Raw genomic sequence first — 15,648 nt, 5'->3', positions numbered from 1 at the left:
GTTAGGAATCGGTCGTGGCACCTGGTAACGCGCTCACCCCCCCGCTGATGACCGTGTGCCCTGGCAACGTTGTCCGACGCTACGGTTTCGCACTACCCGCTCACGCGGAGTCGGTCTGTCGCGCCAGACGGCTCACCCGTGAGCGGCTCGGCCGTTGGGGCACCACGGACGACACCCTTGAAACCGCGATCCTGATAATTTCCGAGCTCGTCACGAACGCCGTCGTCCACGCGCCCGGCGACCATGTCATGTGCGAATTGCGCGAAGGGAACGGCCGGCTGCACATAGCCGTCGAGGACCAGGGTCTCGGCCCCACGGGGCCGCAGCTGCACCGCGTGTCCGACGACGAGCACGGCCGGGGACTGCTCCTCGTGGACGCCATGAGCAGCTGCTGGGGAACGCACGACACATCCGGTTACGGCGCCGGGCGTGTCGTATGGGCGGAGCTGCCGCACGAGACGGGGCAGGGGCAACCGTGTTGATGGGTGCGATGCGCCGGTTCGCCCGTGGGCTGCGTGAGGAGCGGAGCGGTTTCGCGCAGCTGCCGCTGCCGCCGACGCTGCCCGCCTCGCTCGGCTGTGACGCGGTGGGCGTCCCCGCGCGGCACGGGTTCCGGCTGATGGGCAGGCTGCCCAGCACCGGCTGCGTCTTCGCCGACACCGAGTGGTGGTGGTGGATCGTCCCCGCCGGTTCGGATCTCGAACTGGACTGGCCCCGGCCCGCGCGTTACGTCTCCGGGACCCTGGTCCCGGCCGCGCGCCCACGGCTGATCCACTGGCCGGACGCCCCCACGCCGTACACGCCGCCGATCCCCTTCTACCTGATGGTCTGCCAGCTCGCGGGGACGACGCCTACGTGGGAGGCGCAGCCGCGGGGAGAGATCGCGGTGCGGCAGCGCGGCTGACCGCCTTCTTACCTATACCGAGTTGTTCACACCGGGTTGTTTACACGGACAGCGCGTTCCAGGTCGTCTCGTCGGCCGCCAGCAGCTCCCGGATGCGGTCCGGCGGCAACAGCGGGCCGTGGTCGGCCGGGACGCGCAGGGCGGAGGCCGCCGTCAGATGGCCGAGGCGCAGGGCCCGTACCGGATCGTCGTACCGCAGCAGCCCCGCCAGGAAGCCCCCGGCGAACGCGTCGCCCGCGCCCACCGGCTCGACCACCCGCACCTTCGGCGCGTTCACGGTGTACGTGTCGGGGCCGATGTACGCGGTGGCCGCCCGCGCCCCGTCCTTGACCACCAGCACGCGCGGCTCCGGCAGCAGGGCGCGCACCGCGTCGGGGCCCGCGTCGTCGCCCAGCGCCTCGGCCCAGAGCGCCTGCGCCTCGTCGAGGCCGACCAGGACGAGATCCGCGCGGGCCGCGAGGGGCAGCAGGATCCCGGCCGCCGGCTCGTCGCCCCAGAGCGCGGGGCGGTGGTTCACGTCGAAGCTGACGGCGTACGGCCGTCCCGGGCGCAGCGCCCGCTCCACCAGGGCGCGGCAGGACGCCGAGAGGGCCGGGGTGATCCCCGTGAGATGTACGAGCGCGGCGCCGCGCAACGCCGGCTCGTCCAGCGCCCGCGGCCCGAGGGCGGAGGCCGCCGATCCGGTGCGGTAGTAGTGGACGCTCGTGGCGTCCGGGCCCGGGTTCTTGACCAGCAGGCCGGTGGGGCGCGCCGGATCGGTGCGTACGCCGGAGACGTCGACGCCCGACGCGGCGATCCGCTCCCGGACACGCCGCCCGAAAGGGTCGTCGCCCAGCGCCGACACCCAGCGGGCCGGCACGCCGTGGTCCGCCAGATACATCGCGACGTTCGACTCGGCGCCCGCGACGTCGAGCCTCAGCGACTCGGCGGTGTCGAGCGGTGCGACGGGGTCGGGCGTCAGCGCCGCCATGGTCTCGCCGACGCAGACGACCGGACCGGGGCGCAGCAGCGGAGCCGTACTCACGAGGCGTCCTGAGCCACGGCGCGTACGACCCCCAGGAAGGTGCGGGCGCGGGAGCGCAGGGCGTCGAGACCGGCTTCGACCGAGGCGTCGGCGGCGGTGTCGGCCGCGGTGTCGGCGGCGTCGCCGACCAGCGGAGATCCGACGCCGACCGCGAGCGCGCCGGCGTTCAGATACGCCCTGGCCGCCGTGGTGTCGACGCCCCCGACGGGCACGAACGGGACGTTCGGGAAGGGGCCTTTGAGCGCGCGCAGATAAGCGGGCCCGCCGGCCTGGGCGGCGGGGAAGATCTTCATCGCGCAGGCTCCGGCGCGCAGCGCGGCCACGATCTCGGTGGGCGTCATCACCCCGGCGAGTACCGGCAGTTGGAGCTCTCTCGCGGCGGCGACGCCTTCGCAGACGGCGGGCGTGACGACGAAGTCCGCGCCGGCCCGGTGGACGGCGCGCGCGTCGTCGGCGGTCAGGACGGTGCCGGCGCCGAGGGGCGCGTCGGGCCCGAGCGCGGCGCGGGCCTGCGCGATGACGTCGAGCGCGTCCCGCCCGGTGAGTGAGACCTCGACGAGCGCGACGCCCTCCTCGACGAGTGTGCGTACGGTCCTGAGCGCCGCGTCGGGGTCCGTGCCGCGCACGATGGCGACGAGTCGGTGGGCGCGCAGGGCGGCCGGCAGATCCACGGGTGGGTTCCTTCTCTCGTACTGCGGGTTCGGTACCGCGGGTTCGGTCCTGCGGGTTCGGTCGTGCCCGGTTCTCGTTCATGGTCGCGGATCGCGGCCCGCCGTGACGGTCAGCCGCCAGCGGACCTCGCCGGACGCGGGGACCCGCGCGGCATCGTCCTCTCCGGCCGCCGCCAGGTCGAAGACGCGGCCGAGCATCGGTTCGACGCCGACGGAGCGGTACGGGGCGCCGGCGGGGAAGCCGCACAGGTTGCGCCAGAGGGCCACGGAGACGGGTTGTCCGGGCGCCTCGACCGCCAGGCGCAACGTGTCCCGCCCGTCGCGCACGGACACCTCCGGGGTGGCGACGACCGCGCCCACGGCGGTGCCGTCGTCGGGGCCGAGCCGGTCGAGTGCCGTGCCGCCGACGGCGCCCAGTGGCCAGGCGCCCGCGATCCAGTGCGCCCCGTCGTCCGGGTAGAGCCGGGTCGGCGCGCCGTCCCGGATGCCGACGGTGGCGCGGGGCGACACGTCCAGGAGCGCGTGGGCCGCCCAGAGGAAGCGGTAGCCGGGTGCGGCCGTGAGCCGGTAGTCGGCGACGAGCGTGTCGGCCTCCGTACGGATGCGGCGCGCGAGGCGGAAGTCCGGGCAGTCGACGGATTCCTCGCCGCCGTCGCGGCGCCAGGGTCGGGACCACGCGTCGCCGTGGTCGGGGGTGCCGCGCACCGTCGGAACGCACTCCTCCAATCCACCGGCGTCGGCGAAGGCGTCACCTGGCGCGACAAGGGGACGGCGCGGCTCGTCGCGCCGCCACAGCCACTCCCGGCCGCCGGCCCGCAGTGATGTCCAGCGTCCGCCGTGCGCGAGGTCGGTGGTCACCGAGACGGCGGGCTTCGCGCTCACCATTCCGCGAACGAGCCGTCGTCGTGCCGCCAGACCGGATTGCGCCAGGCGTGCCCGGTGCGGTCGGCGGCGCGTACGGCGGCCTCGTCGACCGTGACGCCGAGCCCCGGCAGATCCGTGCGGTGCGCGTGACCGTCGACGAAGCGGAACGGTTCGGTGTCCACGACGTACGACAGCAGGTCGGCGTCCTTGTTGTAGTGCAGGCCCCTGCTCTGCTCCTGGATGAGGAAGTTCGGGGTACAGAAGGCGACTTGGAGGCTGGCGGCCAGCGCGATCGGGCCGAGCGGGCAGTGCGGGGCGAGCTGCGCGCCGTAGGCGTCGGCGAGCGAGGCGATGCGGTGCACCTCCGATATGCCGCCGGCGTGCGAGAGGTCGGGCTGGACCACTGCGATACCGGCGGCGAGCGCGGGCAGGAACTCGCCCCGCCCGTAGAGCCGTTCACCGGTCGCGATCGGTACGGAGCTGGACGCGACCAGCCCGGCCAGCAGATGTCCGTGCTCGGGCAGCAGCGGTTCCTCCACGAACAGCGGGTGCAGCGGCGCGAGTTCGGACAGTACGCGGCGGGCGCCCGCCGGGCCGAAGCGGCCATGGAAGTCGACCGCGACGTCCCGGTGCGGGCCGAGTACGGCGCGCGCCGCCGCCACCCGCTCGACCACGGCGGCGGTCTCGGCGGGGCTGGTGATCGAGGACGTACGCCCGGCGGCGTTCATCTTCACGGCGGTGAAGCCCGCCTCGACCTGGGCGGTGACCTCGTCGGTGAGCCGGGCGGGTTCGTCGCCGCCGACCCACGCGTACACCCGCACCCGGTCCCTGACGGGTCCGCCGAGCAGGGCGTGCACGGGGGCGCCGTACGTCTTGCCCGCGATGTCCCACAGTGCCTGGTCGACCCCGGCGACGGCGCTGGAGAGCACCGGGCCGCCCCGGTAGAAGCCGCCCTTGGTCATGACCTGCCAGTGGTCCTCGATCCGCAGCGGGTCCTGGCCGACGAGGTACTCGGCGAGGACGTCCACGGCCGCCCGTACGACCTCCGCCCGGCCCTCGACCACGGGTTCGCCCCAGCCGACGGTGCCGTCGTCGGTCTCGATACGGCAGAACAGCCAGCGGGGCGGGACGAGGAACGTCTCCACGGATACGATCTTCACTTCGCCTCGGAGCCTTTCGTCTCGGGAACGTCGGCCGGGCCGGGCGTCCCGTGCACCTTGTCGAGGTCGCGGACCGCCTGGTCGAGCAGCGCCCGCATGGCCTGCTGGGCGGCGTCCGGGTCCTGGGCGCGTACGGCGTCCAGGACGGCGCGGTGGCTCGGGACGGGATCCTCGCCGTGCGGCGAGGAGTGCACGATCCGGTCGCGGTGGGCGAGGCCGGACTCGATGACCATCTCCATGCGTTCCAGCAGCTCGTTGTGGGTGGCGGCGAGGAGCGCGCGGTGGAAGGCGAGGTCGGCCTCGACCGCGTGGGCGGCTCCGCCGTCTCCCTCCCCCATCTCCGTCAACGCCGCTTCCAGCGCGGCGAGATCGGCGTCGGTGCGCCGCTCGGCGGCGAGCCGGACGGCGGCCGGTTCGATGATGCCGCGCACCTCGCCGAGGTTGCGCAGCAGGGCCAGGTCGGCGCCGGCGGTGGTGCCTTCGGCGAACTGCCAGCGCAGGACGTCGGCGTCGAGGAGGTTCCAGTCGGAGCGGGATCTGACGAACGTCCCCCGGCGCTGCCGCGCGTCGACCATTCCCTTGGCGGCGAGCACCTTCAGCGACTCACGCAGGGCGGTCAGGCTGACGTCCAACTCGCGCTGCAGTTCCACGAGATCGAGGGTGGCTCCCTCGGGGATCTCGCCGCTGAGCACCCGGCGCGCGAGAGTCTCCACGGTCTGGCCGTGCACTCCGCGGCGCGCGTATGGCGTCATGTGTCGTTCTGCCTTTCTGCTGGTCGTTCGTGTACTGCGGAGGTCGTACCAAGGCCGGACGGCCCCGCCCACAGCCGTCAGGCCGAGGCCTTCACGACACTCCATCCGCCGTCCACGAGCAGACTCGATCCGGTGATGTAGGAGGCCTCGTCGGCCGCCAGGAAGGCGATGGCCGCCGCGACCTCCTCGGGCGTGCCGAAGCGGCGCGCCGCCGTGCCCTCGACGCTGAGGGCCCGCTCCTCCTCGGGTACGCGGTCCCACGCGGCGGTGAGGATCGGGCCGGGCAGCACGGCGTTGACGCGTACCTCCGGCCCGTACTCGACGGCGAGCTGTCCGCAGAGCGAGAGCAGCGCGCCCTTGCTCGCGGCGTACGCGGGGTGACCGGGGATGCCCATGTGCGCGTGGACGGACGAGGTCAGCACCACCGCGCCGTGGTGGGCGCGCAGATCGGGCAGGACGGCGCGGAAGCCGAGGAAGCCGCCGGTGAGATTGACGGCGAGCTGGCGTTCCCAGGAGGCGACGGTCATCTCGTGCGCGGGGCTGACGTCCACGGTGTAGGCGTTGCTGACGAGGACGCCGACCGGGCCGTGGCGGTGGGCGGCGGCCACGACGCGGTCCCAGTCGTCCTGTTCGGCGACGTCGGTCCGTACGAAGTCGGCGCGGCCCCCCTTGTCGCGGATGCCGGCGGCGACGGCCTCGCCGCGCGCCGTGTCGATGTCGGCGAGGATCACGGCGGCGCCCTCGGCGGCGAGCCGGGACGCGGTGGCGGCCCCGATGCCCGACGCGGCTCCGGTGACCACGGCGACGCGGTCGTGGAAGCGGGCTGGTGCGTTCATGAGGCGGTTCGACTCCTCCGGGTGCGTGGCCGCCGTTCGGCGACCCGGGCGACTGTAGTGAGCGTGCGGGTCATGGGGTCCCGGCCCCGGGTCCCCCGCCGTCCACCCGGGTGAGCACCACGAGTTCGGCGTCGTGGTCGGCGGTCCAGTGGAACGGCAGCCCCGAGTGCAGGAGATACCCGCCGCCGTACGCCGTGCCGGACGCCTCGTCCCGGTAGCGGGCCGCCGGGTCGAGGCCGCGCAGCCGCAGCCGGGCCGGGCGTCCGGGGACGAGCGGCGCGCCGTCGAGGGGACCGGTGTTCCAGGCGGTGACGACGGTACGGGCGCCGACGCCTCGGCCGTCCTCGTCGTACTGGACTCCGCAGGTCGGCTCGGCGGGCGAGTTCAGCAGCCGGATCTCGCCGTGGTGGACGACGTCGCGGATCTCCTTGTAGCGGGCGACCCAGCCGGCGGCCTCGGCGCGCTGCTCGTCCGTCCATCTGCCGAGGTCGGCGCCGATACCGAGGACGCCGGACATGGAGCTGACGAAGCGGAAGGCGAGGGAGCGGGGCCGTGGGTCGAAGACGCCCGGCGCGTCCGTCACCCACGCGCTCATGGTGTGCGGGGCGTGGGCGTGCAGATAGCCGTACTGGATGGAGAGGCGGTCGAGCGGGGCGGTGTTGTCGCTGGGCCAGAGCACGTCCGTACGGGCGAGGGTGGCGTGGTCGGTCCTGCCGCCGCCGCCCGCGCAGCCCTCGACGGTGACGTGCGGGTGCGCGGTCCGCAGATGGTCCAGTACGCGGAGGTAGCCGGCGACGTGCGCGGCGTCGAGGTCCTGGCTCTCGACGGGGCCGCCGCCGGGCCGGCCGCGTTCGGTGGGCGGGCGGTTCATGTCCCACTTGAGATAGCTGATCGCGTATGTGCCGAGCAGCCGGTCCAGGGTGGCGATGACGAAGTCCTGGACGTCGGTGCGGCCGAGGTCGAGGAGGAGCTGGTTGCGTACGAGGGTGACCGGGCGGCCTTCGACGCGGTAGACCCACTCGGGGTGTTCGGCGTGCAGGGCAGAGCCGGGGCTGACGGCCTCCGGCTCCACCCAGAGCCCGAAGTCCAGCCCCAGCTCGTGCACTTGGGCGATGAACCGGTCGAATCCGTCGGGGAACTTGGCCGGGTCGGGATACCAGTCGCCGAGGCCGCCGGTGTCGTCGTTCCGGCCGGTGAACCAGCCGTCGTCGACGACGAACAGCTCGGCGCCGATGCCGGCGGCGACGCGCGCCAGCTCCAGCTGGCCCGCTGCTTCGACGTCGAAGCCGGTGGCCTCCCAGGAGTTGTAGAGCACCGGGCGCGGCCGGTGCAGCCGCTCGCCGGAGAGGTGGCGTTCGTAGCGGTGCCAGACGCGGGCCAGTCCTTCGAGTCCGTCCGGGCTGAACGCGCACGCCAGTCGGGGGGTGGTGAGTGTGGCGCCGGGCGCGAGGCGGACGGCGCCCTCGTGGGGCAGCCGGCCGGCCCGTACGCGCAGGGCGCCGCCCGGCTCGGCGTCGGCGGTCAGGTGCCAACTGCCGGACCATTCAAGGGCGATGCCGTAGGTGGGAGTGGCGCCTTCGGCCGGGTCCGCCGCGTCCTGGATCGCGAGCCACGGTGCGTACGCGTGCCCCGGTACCGCCTGGGTGCTGGCCAACTCGAAGCGGCCACGGGTGAGTTCGAGCTGGGTGCGCTGGAACTCGTGCGACCACTGGCCGGAGAGGTAGGTGAGCCGTGCGGTGTCGGTGACGGGGATGTTCACGGCGGCCGAGTCGAAGCGTTCCAGGCGCAGTTCGTCGTCGCCGACACAGGTGAGTTCGGCCCAGCGGAGGATCACGTCGGTGCCGGGGACGGTCTCGTAGCGGAGGGTCGTGGTCAGTCCGAGCGTGTCGTCGGTGAAGACGAGACGCAGCGCGCGGTCGCCGTCGGCGGTGGCGCCGGTGAAGCGCCACCACACGCCGCGCTCCTCGCCGGGGCGCTGCGCGACCAGGTCGGCGCCGGTGAACGGCCGTGGCCCGTAAGGGATGTACTCGGCGGGGGCGGCGTCGGCGGGGGTGATGAAGTGGGTGCGGCGCGACCAGTCGAGCGGGGACGGCCCCTGCTCGGCACCGTGCGGACCCCAGGCGGCGAGTTCGGCCCACCCCTCGCCGGGCGCGAGGGTGACGGCGTACACGGTGTGCTCGGTGCGCAGCACCCACGGTTCGCGCTGGGTCATTTGACCGCTCCCAGGTTGAGGCCGGCCACGAAGTGGCGCTGGAATCGCAGGAACACGGCGACGGTCGGGGCCGCCGCGATGACGGAGCCCGCCGCGATCACATTCCACATGGACACATACTGACCCTGGAGTCCGATCAGTGACGCGGTGATCGGCATCTGGCTGTCGGTCCGCAGCACGGTGATGGCCCACAGCAGATCGTTGAAGATCCAGGTGAAGGAGAGCGCGCTCAGCGCGGCGAGCGCGGGTTTGGTCAGCGGCAGCACGATGCGTGAGTAGATCTGCCAGGGGCTCGCGCCGTCGATGACCGCGGCCTGCTGGATCTCGACGGGCAGGGACCGCATGAACCCGTAGAGGACGAAGACGTAGAAGCCGACACCGAAGCCGATCTGTACGCCGATGAGCGCGTACAGCGTGTCGTACAGACCAAGGCTCTCGCTGATGCGGGAGACCGGGATGAGCAGGATCTGCGGCGGCAGCAGATTGCCGCCGAGCATCAGCAGCAACAGGGTCCGGCGCAGGGGCAGTTCGTAGCGGCTGAGGGCGAAGGCGGCCATCGAAGCGAGGGCCAGCGTGATGAGCACGGTCGGCACGGTGACGAGCATGCTGTTGATCAGTGCCCGCTGCTGACCGCCGTCGACCCACGCCTGCCGGAAGCCGTCGAGGGTGAAGGAGTGCGGCAGACTGCCGAGCCCGTTGGCGGCGATGTCGTCGAACGAGCGGACACTGGTGACCAGTACGAGCGCGATGGGCAGCAGCCACAGCACGGACAGGGTGCCGGCGCCGAGGTGGAAGCCCGCGGTCGCCAACTTGCGCCGGGTGTTGGTGGATCCTGAGGTGGCGGACATCAGTCGGCCTCCCGGAAGGCGCGGACGAGGTACGAGGCGATGACCCCGAAGGCCAGCACGAAGATCACGACCGCGAGGGCGGAGCCGTATCCCAGCCGCAGCGACTGGAAGGCGGTGGAGTACATGTACGTGGAGAGCAGCTCGGACGAGTGGTACGGGCCGCCTCGGGTGAGGGCCCAGACGACGTCGAACGACCGCAGCGAGTCGATGACGATGACCGACAGGACGACGGCGTTGACGCTGCGCAGCTGCGGCAGGGTGATGTGCCGGAACCGCTGCCAGCGGCTCGCGCCGTCGACCTTCGACGCCTCGTAGAGCACCGGGTCGATGCCCTTGAGGCCGGCGATGTAGAGGATCATCACGTAGCCGACCTGGCGCCAGAGGGCGGGCACGATCACGGCGTACAGGGCGGTGTCCTGGTCGGCGAGCCAGGCGCGGGTGAGATTGCCGAGGCCGATGGTTTCGAGTGCCTGGTTGATCAGGCCGTCCGGCTGGTACATCGCCTGCCACACCAGGGCGGTGGCGACGAGGGAGAACACGACGGGCAGGAAGAGCGCGGCCCGGTAGAAGCCGACGCCGCGGCGCTCCTGCTGGAGGAGCAGGGCGGCGCCGAGGCCGAGGAGCGCGGAGAGCCCGCCGAAGAGCAGCAGCCACAGGACGGTGTCGAGCACGGCGGTACGGAAGACGGCGTCGCCGAACATCTCACGGAAGTTGCCGAGGCCGATGAAGCGCGGCGCGGAGACGCCGTCCCAGTCGGTCAGGGAGAGGTAGAAGCCCTGGACCGCGGGCCAGAACACCCAGAAGGCCTCGGCGAGCAGGGGGACGAGGACGAAGGCGAGCACCACGGGTGGGACCCGGGTGGACCGTTTGCGCCGTGGCCGCCGGTCCTCCTTCGCCGTCGGCTGTTCGTGTCCCTGTTCCTTCTTCGGAGGCCCGGTGACGACCGCCGCCATCTCAGCGGCTCCAGATTTTCTGCGACTCGCGCTGCCAGGTGGTGAGGATGGAGCCGATCTCCTTGGGCTTGGCGAGGAAGCGGGTGAGCGCGGCGTCGGCGGGCGGCTGGAGGGCGTCGCTGGAGTCCCGGTTGAAGTACTGGGTGAGTTCGGCGGCGCCCTCGATCAGCGCACGGCCCTTCTTGACGAGGGCGGTTCCGCTGTCCTTGGCGTCGGGGTGGGTCGGCAGCGCGGTGCCGGAGGAGTTCTTGAGGTAGATCTCCTGCGCCTCGGCGGTGGCGAGATACCGCATCAGCTCCTTGACCTCGGCCTTGCGGCCGGTGCGGGCGCTGGCGAAGTAGCCGTCGGTGGGGGCCTCTTCGGCGACCGGGACCTTGGGGTCGATGACGGGGAAGCGGAAGAAGTCGATGTCCTCCAGCGTCCCCTTGGGTGCCGAGTCCGCGAAGAACGTGCCGATCAGCATCATTCCCGTACGGCCCTGGAGCAGTGCGGTGGTGGCGTCCTGGAAGGGCAGGGCGGTGCTGTTGGGGTCGAAGTAGGGCAGTGCCTCGCCCCAGCGGTCGAAGACCTTGCGGACCTCGGGGTCGTCGAACCGGTGCTTTCCGGCGAGGAGTTCGCGGTGGTACGCGGCGCCGTTGATCCTGATGTTCAGGTAGTCGAACCAGGAGGACGCCACCCAGGGGGTGTTGCCGCCGGCGCCGAGGCCGATCGGTGCGACGCCCTTGCCCTTGAGGGTGTCGCAGAGGTCCAGGAACTCGTCCCAGGTCTTGGGCTCCTGGACGCCCCACTTGGCGAAGTTCGACTTCCGGTAGAAGACGCCCCACCAGTAGTAGGTGGTGGGGACGAAGACCTTCTTGCCCGCCCCCGAGGTGCAGAGCGCCTGCAACGCCTTCGAGTAGCCGGTCAGTTCGGGCTCGGTCCAGATGTCGCTGACGTCGAGGAGCAGGTCCTTCGCCGCGTACGACTCGGCGACCGAGCCGGGGTACCAGGTGTAGAGGTCCGGCGGGTTGGCGGAGGTGAGGTAGGTCGGGAGCTGGGTGCGGAAGGTCTCGGACGCGACGGTGTTGAGCTTCGCCTTCGCGCCGCCCTCCTTGCCGAAGCCCTCGACCACCTTCTCCATGGCCTTCTTGGCCTGTGGCGAGGAGAGGTTGGACTGGAGGGTGACGTCGCCGCCCGACTCGCTCTTGGCGGTCGATCCCGAGGTGACGCAGCCGCTCAGGAGCGCGGCGGCGCCGACGGCGCCGGTGCCGGCGAGGAACTGACGGCGGCCGGGTGGTGCGGTGGGTGGGGTGATCATCGGTGAACTCCCTGTCGGACAGTGCGGGTTGAATGGCTGTGGACGCCCGGTTCTACGGGCGGGCGGCCGGGAAGCCGGTCTGATGGACGCGGCCGTCGACGCCGCGGAAGGCGGTCAGCACGGTGCCGTCGGGCCCGGCGGTCGCGCCGAGCGCGCCGTCGAAGACGCCGCTGACGAACTCCGGGCGCGCCGACCAGTCGCCCCACGTCGCATCTGCGTCGCCGTACGCGCGCTGCCAGAGCGTGTAGTCACCGGCCCGTGCGTACAGCCGCACGCCGCCGTCGACCGCGACGAGGGTCGGGCTGCCGCTGACGGTCCCGCCCAGCGAGGTCCACGGCGACCAGCTGCCGTCCGTGTCCCGCACCCGCCACCACACCGCGTCCTCGGCGGTACGTACGGCGACATGGGTCCGGCCCTCCCCGTCGACGACGGCGGACGGCCGCCCGTACACGGCCCGCTTCTCGGGCGCGCCCAGCGTCGTCCAGCCGGAGCGCGGCCCACGCGCCTGGATCTGTCCGTCCTTGTCGTGCGCGAGGAGCGTCCACCGGTCGGCGCTCTCGAAAGCGACGGACGGTGCGTCGGCGAGGCTGCCGCCGAGCTTCTGCCAGATCCCCCACCGGCCGTCGGTGAAGGCGCGCCGGTACGCCGCGTCGTCGGTGCCGCGTACGAAGACGTCGATCCGGCCGGGCTCGGCGGCCGAGGCGTAGGCCGCGGGCTGGCCGAGGATCCGGCCGTTCGTGGGACCCCCGAGGTCGGTCGTACGCGACGACCAGTGCCCGTCACGTCCGCTCTGCTGCCGCAGGGAACCGTCCGCGCCCCTGGTGAACGCCGTCAGCCGGTCGCCGTCGCGCACCAGGGCGGGGCTCGCGGTGGAACGCGTACCGAGCGAGGCGCCCGGCGCGTCGTCCCGGCCGGCGAGCGTGAGGAAGGCGGTGCCGTGCGCGGGGACGGTGACGGTGTACGAGCCGCTGTGCGTGCCCCGGTCGGCGCGGGCGCGGACGTCCCGTACGGCGACGTCGCCCGTCAGTCCGGCGTCCGCGAAGGTCACGGTGCGTGTCGCGGCCCGGTCCGAGCGGTTGAGGAGGACGACCGCCCGCTTGCCCGCGCCCTTGAGGGTCTTGCTGTAGACGTCGCCGGTGGCGTCGGTGGCGACGCGTACGCCCTGGATGGCGAGCGGGTCCTGGTCGACGGCGATAATCTCCGGGTTGCGCAGGGTGTCGATCATCGACTGCGGCAGGGTGCGCGGGTCGGAGCCCATGACCAGGGGCGAGCCCATCACGGCCCACATGACGAGCTGGGTGGTGGACTCCTCCTCGGTCAGCTCGTACGAGCCGTCTTCGAGCTTGCGCATCGGGATGAGGTAGTCGGGGTCGTTGTAGCGCCCCGGCCCCTGTGCCTCGGGGTGCCAGGCGTTGGCGTCCATGTTGCGCAGGACGTTGGCCCACTGGCCGGTGGAGGGGGTGCCGAAGGCGACGTCGGTGCCGGTACGCCAGGAGTCACCGGTCGTCGGACCGTAGACGTAACTGTTGTGCGCGTCCTGCTCGGGGGTGTGCGGCAGGCCCCAGTCGTCGGTCAGCGGGTTGCAGAGGTTGAGCAGCATCCGGCGGCCGGACTTGGCGACGGCGTCGCTGAACTCCTTGAAGGCGGGGCCCGGGTCGAGCTTCGCGGTGATGCCGCAGAGGAAGTCGACCTTGATGGCGTCGATCTTCCAGCCGGCGAACTGCTTCGCGTCCTCGGTGTAGTGGCCGCGGCTGCCGAGCCCGCAGCTCTTGCCGCCGTCGTAGGTGCCGGCGTCGGTGTAGATGCCGGCCTTGAGTCCGCGCTGGTGCAGATAGGTCACGAGGGCGGGGATGCCGGACGGGAAGCGGCCGGGGTGTGCGGCCAGCCTGCCGTCGCTGTCGCGCGGGGTGTCGGCCTGCCAGCCGCCGTCCAGCCAGACGATGTCGTAGCCGCTGTCCCTGAGGCCGCTGCTGACGAGGTGGTCGGCGACCGACCTGACCTCCTGCTCGGTGGGGGCGCCGAGGCCGTAGTAGGTGTTCCAGCCCATGTACGGCGTGGGGGCGAGTCCGCTGTCGTAGTACGTGGGGGCGCCCTGGTCCACGGCCTGGACGGCGGGCCGGTCCATGGCCCGGGGCTCGTCCCGGACGCCGTCGGCCGCTTGGGCGGAGGGCACGGTCACCACCGCGAACAGCGCGGTGACGACGGCGGCCACCGTTGCCCGGTGCGAAGTCACTGATGTCTCCCGAAGGTTGGGGGTCACGACGAAGACTGTCGCCGCGCTCCCCGACCCTGTCAACGATTATTACTAATTAATCTAAACAAGTGGCTGGACGGGCCATCGATCTCGCGGGACCGGCCATCCGTCCGGATACCGATCACATAGGCTCGACCGCACCATGAAGAGCAACCACACATCCCTCGGTCCCAAGGCCGACAAAGAGACGGTGCGCCGGCACAATCTGAGCCTGGTGCTGCGCGCCGTGCGGGACGAGGGTGAGGCGACCAGGGCAGGTGTGGCCGCGCGGGTCGGACTGACCCGGGCCGCGGTGTCGTCGCTGGTCGAGCAGTTGCTGGACAGCGGATTCCTCTCCGAGTCCGGCAAGACGTTCAGCGGGCAGGCCGGCCGGCCCGGCACCGTACTGAAGGTGACGCGCGCCGGTCCGGCCGGTATCGGCGTCGAGATCAACATCGACTACGTGTCGGTGTGCGTGGTCGACCTGTCGGGCACCGACCGTGTACGCCTCACCGAACACCTCGACAATCGCGGCGCCGCGCCCGCCGAAGTCCTGGCCCGTGGCGCCCGGATCGCCGCGCGCACCCTCGACTCGGCCGCCGAGCAGGATCTGTCGCCGGTCGGGGTGCAGCTCGCGCTGCCGGGTCTGGTCTCCGGGGGTACGGTCCGCCAGGCGCCCAACCTGGGCTGGAACCGGGTGCCCGCCGAGGAGTTGTTCGCGGCGGCGCTTGCCGAGTCGCAGCCCGCGGTGCCGCCGCTGCCGGTGCGCTCGGAGAACGAGGCGAATCTCGCGGCACTCGCCGAGCTGTGGTTCGGCGGCCTGGGCGGGATCCGCAGCTTCCTCTATCTGTCGGGCGAGATCGGCGTCGGCGGCGCGCTGGTGCTCGACGGTGAACTGCTGCGCGGCGCCAACGGGTTCGCCGGTGAGATCGGCCATGTGGTCGTCGACGCCGACGGGCCGCTGTGCCGGTGCGGCGCGCGTGGCTGTCTGGAGCAGTACGCGGGCCAGTCGGCGCTCCTGCGGGGCGCCGGGCTCGACGAGAACGCCGGAGTGCCGGGCGTCGCGGAGCTGGAGGCCCTGGCCAGGAGCGGCGACAAGCGCGCGATCGCCGCCATCGGCGAGGCCGGCCGGATGCTGGGCCGGGTCCTGTCGGGCGCGGTGAACCTCTTCGACCCCGACGCGGTGGTGCTCGGCGGGATCTACCGGAGCCTGATGCCATGGCTGTCACCGCCCGCGGACGGCGAGCTGACCGACCGGGTGGTGTCCGGCCTGTGGCCGCACGACAGCGGCAGGCTACGCGCGTCATCCTCGGCGGGCGACGCGGCACGGGGCGCGGCGGCGCTGGTGGTCCGCGCGGTGCTGGCGGACCCGGTGGCGTACGCGGAACGTACGAGCGCGTAGCGCGTACGGCGCGGGGGTCGGGGGGCCTGGGGGTCGACGCGGCGTCGGTCCCATGTGCGCGGATTCCCACCACGTGTGGCGTCCACGCGGCATCGACCGGGGCCATGGCGCGGCGCGTGAGCGTCGAGTGGGCACTCCGGCCGGGGTGAACCCGGCGGTTTGGCGTGGACGTTGAACGTCGTCCGGTACCGGGCCCGGGGCCGCCGGCCGGTACGGCGCGGGAGGTTGGCGTCACCCCCCGTCGAGCCGCGCGTATCGCGCGGATACGCGCAGGGCGCGGTGCCGACCCCGCGTCAGCCGGGGGCCATCGCGCCGGTGCGCCATGGAGGCTGGGTGCGAACGGCCCTGAGGGCCATCCGGTGCGGCGTCGGTCGGGGGCCATCTCGCCCGTACGGTACGGAAGTTGGCCGTACCGGCAGCAGCCCGGCAGCGTCAGCCGCGTCGGCGTTCGCGCACGCGGGGCGGGCCGGCGGCCGGGTCGCCCCGCGTGCG

Annotated in this window: 14 protein-coding genes; 3 read left to right on the top strand and 11 right to left on the bottom strand. The window is 72.5% G+C overall.

What is annotated here, in order from left to right; all coding sequences use genetic code 11:
* Nucleotides 1–14 precede the first annotated feature (14 nt).
* Complete coding sequence (locus tag ACFT9I_RS37065) at nt 15–482, top strand: ATP-binding protein (RefSeq protein WP_382571848.1); 468 nt, start codon at nt 15–17, stop codon at nt 480–482.
* Nucleotides 482–904 (top strand): hypothetical protein, encoded by a 423-nt coding sequence (locus ACFT9I_RS37060; RefSeq protein ID WP_382571847.1) that lies wholly within the window; start codon nt 482–484, stop codon nt 902–904. The genes ACFT9I_RS37065 and ACFT9I_RS37060 overlap by 1 nt, the downstream gene beginning before the upstream one ends.
* 40 nt (nt 905–944) lie before the next feature.
* Here the strand turns inward: ACFT9I_RS37060 and ACFT9I_RS37055 are convergent, their stop codons facing one another.
* The 11 genes from ACFT9I_RS37055 to ACFT9I_RS37005 all read right to left on the bottom strand — a co-directional run bounded on the left by ACFT9I_RS37055 (nt 945) and on the right by ACFT9I_RS37005 (nt 13,646).
* The gene (locus tag ACFT9I_RS37055) at nt 945–1,928 is read right to left on the bottom strand and encodes a sugar kinase (RefSeq protein WP_382571845.1); all 984 of its coding nucleotides are present in this window, start codon (nt 1,926–1,928) and stop codon (nt 945–947) included.
* Nucleotides 1,925–2,599: a bifunctional 4-hydroxy-2-oxoglutarate aldolase/2-dehydro-3-deoxy-phosphogluconate aldolase gene (locus tag ACFT9I_RS37050; protein WP_382571844.1), complete on the bottom strand. Its 675-nt coding sequence runs from the start codon at nt 2,597–2,599 to the stop codon at nt 1,925–1,927. Before ACFT9I_RS37050 ends, ACFT9I_RS37055 begins: the two co-directional genes overlap by 4 nt.
* Before the next feature lie 78 nt (nt 2,600–2,677).
* Nucleotides 2,678–3,484, bottom strand: a complete 807-nt coding sequence (locus ACFT9I_RS37045) for a hypothetical protein (protein WP_382571842.1) — start codon at nt 3,482–3,484, stop codon at nt 2,678–2,680.
* A complete protein-coding gene (dgoD, locus tag ACFT9I_RS37040) occupies nt 3,478–4,623 on the bottom strand; it encodes a galactonate dehydratase (protein ID WP_382571840.1) in 1,146 nt (381 codons plus the stop codon). Before dgoD ends, ACFT9I_RS37045 begins: the two co-directional genes overlap by 7 nt.
* A complete protein-coding gene (locus ACFT9I_RS37035) occupies nt 4,620–5,375 on the bottom strand; it encodes a FadR/GntR family transcriptional regulator (RefSeq protein WP_382571839.1) in 756 nt (251 codons plus the stop codon). Before ACFT9I_RS37035 ends, dgoD begins: the two co-directional genes overlap by 4 nt.
* Nucleotides 5,376–5,452: 77 nt before the next feature.
* Nucleotides 5,453–6,211, bottom strand: coding sequence for an SDR family NAD(P)-dependent oxidoreductase (locus ACFT9I_RS37030; protein ID WP_382571838.1), 759 nt, complete (start codon nt 6,209–6,211; stop codon nt 5,453–5,455).
* A gap of 70 nt (nt 6,212–6,281) precedes the next feature.
* Nucleotides 6,282–8,423 (bottom strand): alpha-galactosidase, encoded by a 2,142-nt coding sequence (locus ACFT9I_RS37025; protein ID WP_382571836.1) that lies wholly within the window; start codon nt 8,421–8,423, stop codon nt 6,282–6,284.
* Entirely contained in the window at nt 8,420–9,271 is an 852-nt protein-coding gene (locus ACFT9I_RS37020) for a carbohydrate ABC transporter permease (RefSeq protein ID WP_382571835.1), read from the bottom strand. Before ACFT9I_RS37020 ends, ACFT9I_RS37025 begins: the two co-directional genes overlap by 4 nt.
* Nucleotides 9,271–10,224, bottom strand: a complete 954-nt coding sequence (locus tag ACFT9I_RS37015; RefSeq protein ID WP_382571833.1) for a carbohydrate ABC transporter permease — start codon at nt 10,222–10,224, stop codon at nt 9,271–9,273. Before ACFT9I_RS37015 ends, ACFT9I_RS37020 begins: the two co-directional genes overlap by 1 nt.
* Nucleotide 10,225: 1 nt before the next feature.
* Nucleotides 10,226–11,521, bottom strand: coding sequence for an ABC transporter substrate-binding protein (locus ACFT9I_RS37010; protein WP_382571831.1), 1,296 nt, complete (start codon nt 11,519–11,521; stop codon nt 10,226–10,228).
* A 52-nt stretch (nt 11,522–11,573) separates the two neighbouring features.
* Complete coding sequence (locus ACFT9I_RS37005; protein WP_382571861.1) at nt 11,574–13,646, bottom strand: glycoside hydrolase family 27 protein; 2,073 nt, start codon at nt 13,644–13,646, stop codon at nt 11,574–11,576.
* A 271-nt stretch (nt 13,647–13,917) separates the two neighbouring features.
* Here ACFT9I_RS37005 and ACFT9I_RS37000 point away from each other — a divergent pair, with 271 nt between their 5' ends.
* A complete protein-coding gene (locus tag ACFT9I_RS37000) occupies nt 13,918–15,156 on the top strand; it encodes an ROK family protein (protein ID WP_382571829.1) in 1,239 nt (412 codons plus the stop codon).
* Nucleotides 15,157–15,648 lie beyond the last annotated feature (492 nt).

Source organism: Streptomyces sp. NPDC057137, from assembly GCF_042670825.1.
GTDB lineage: Bacteria > Actinomycetota > Actinomycetes > Streptomycetales > Streptomycetaceae > Streptomyces.
The sequence above is the reverse complement of the archived record's forward strand: the minus strand, read 5'-3'. Positions and strand labels throughout refer to the sequence as shown.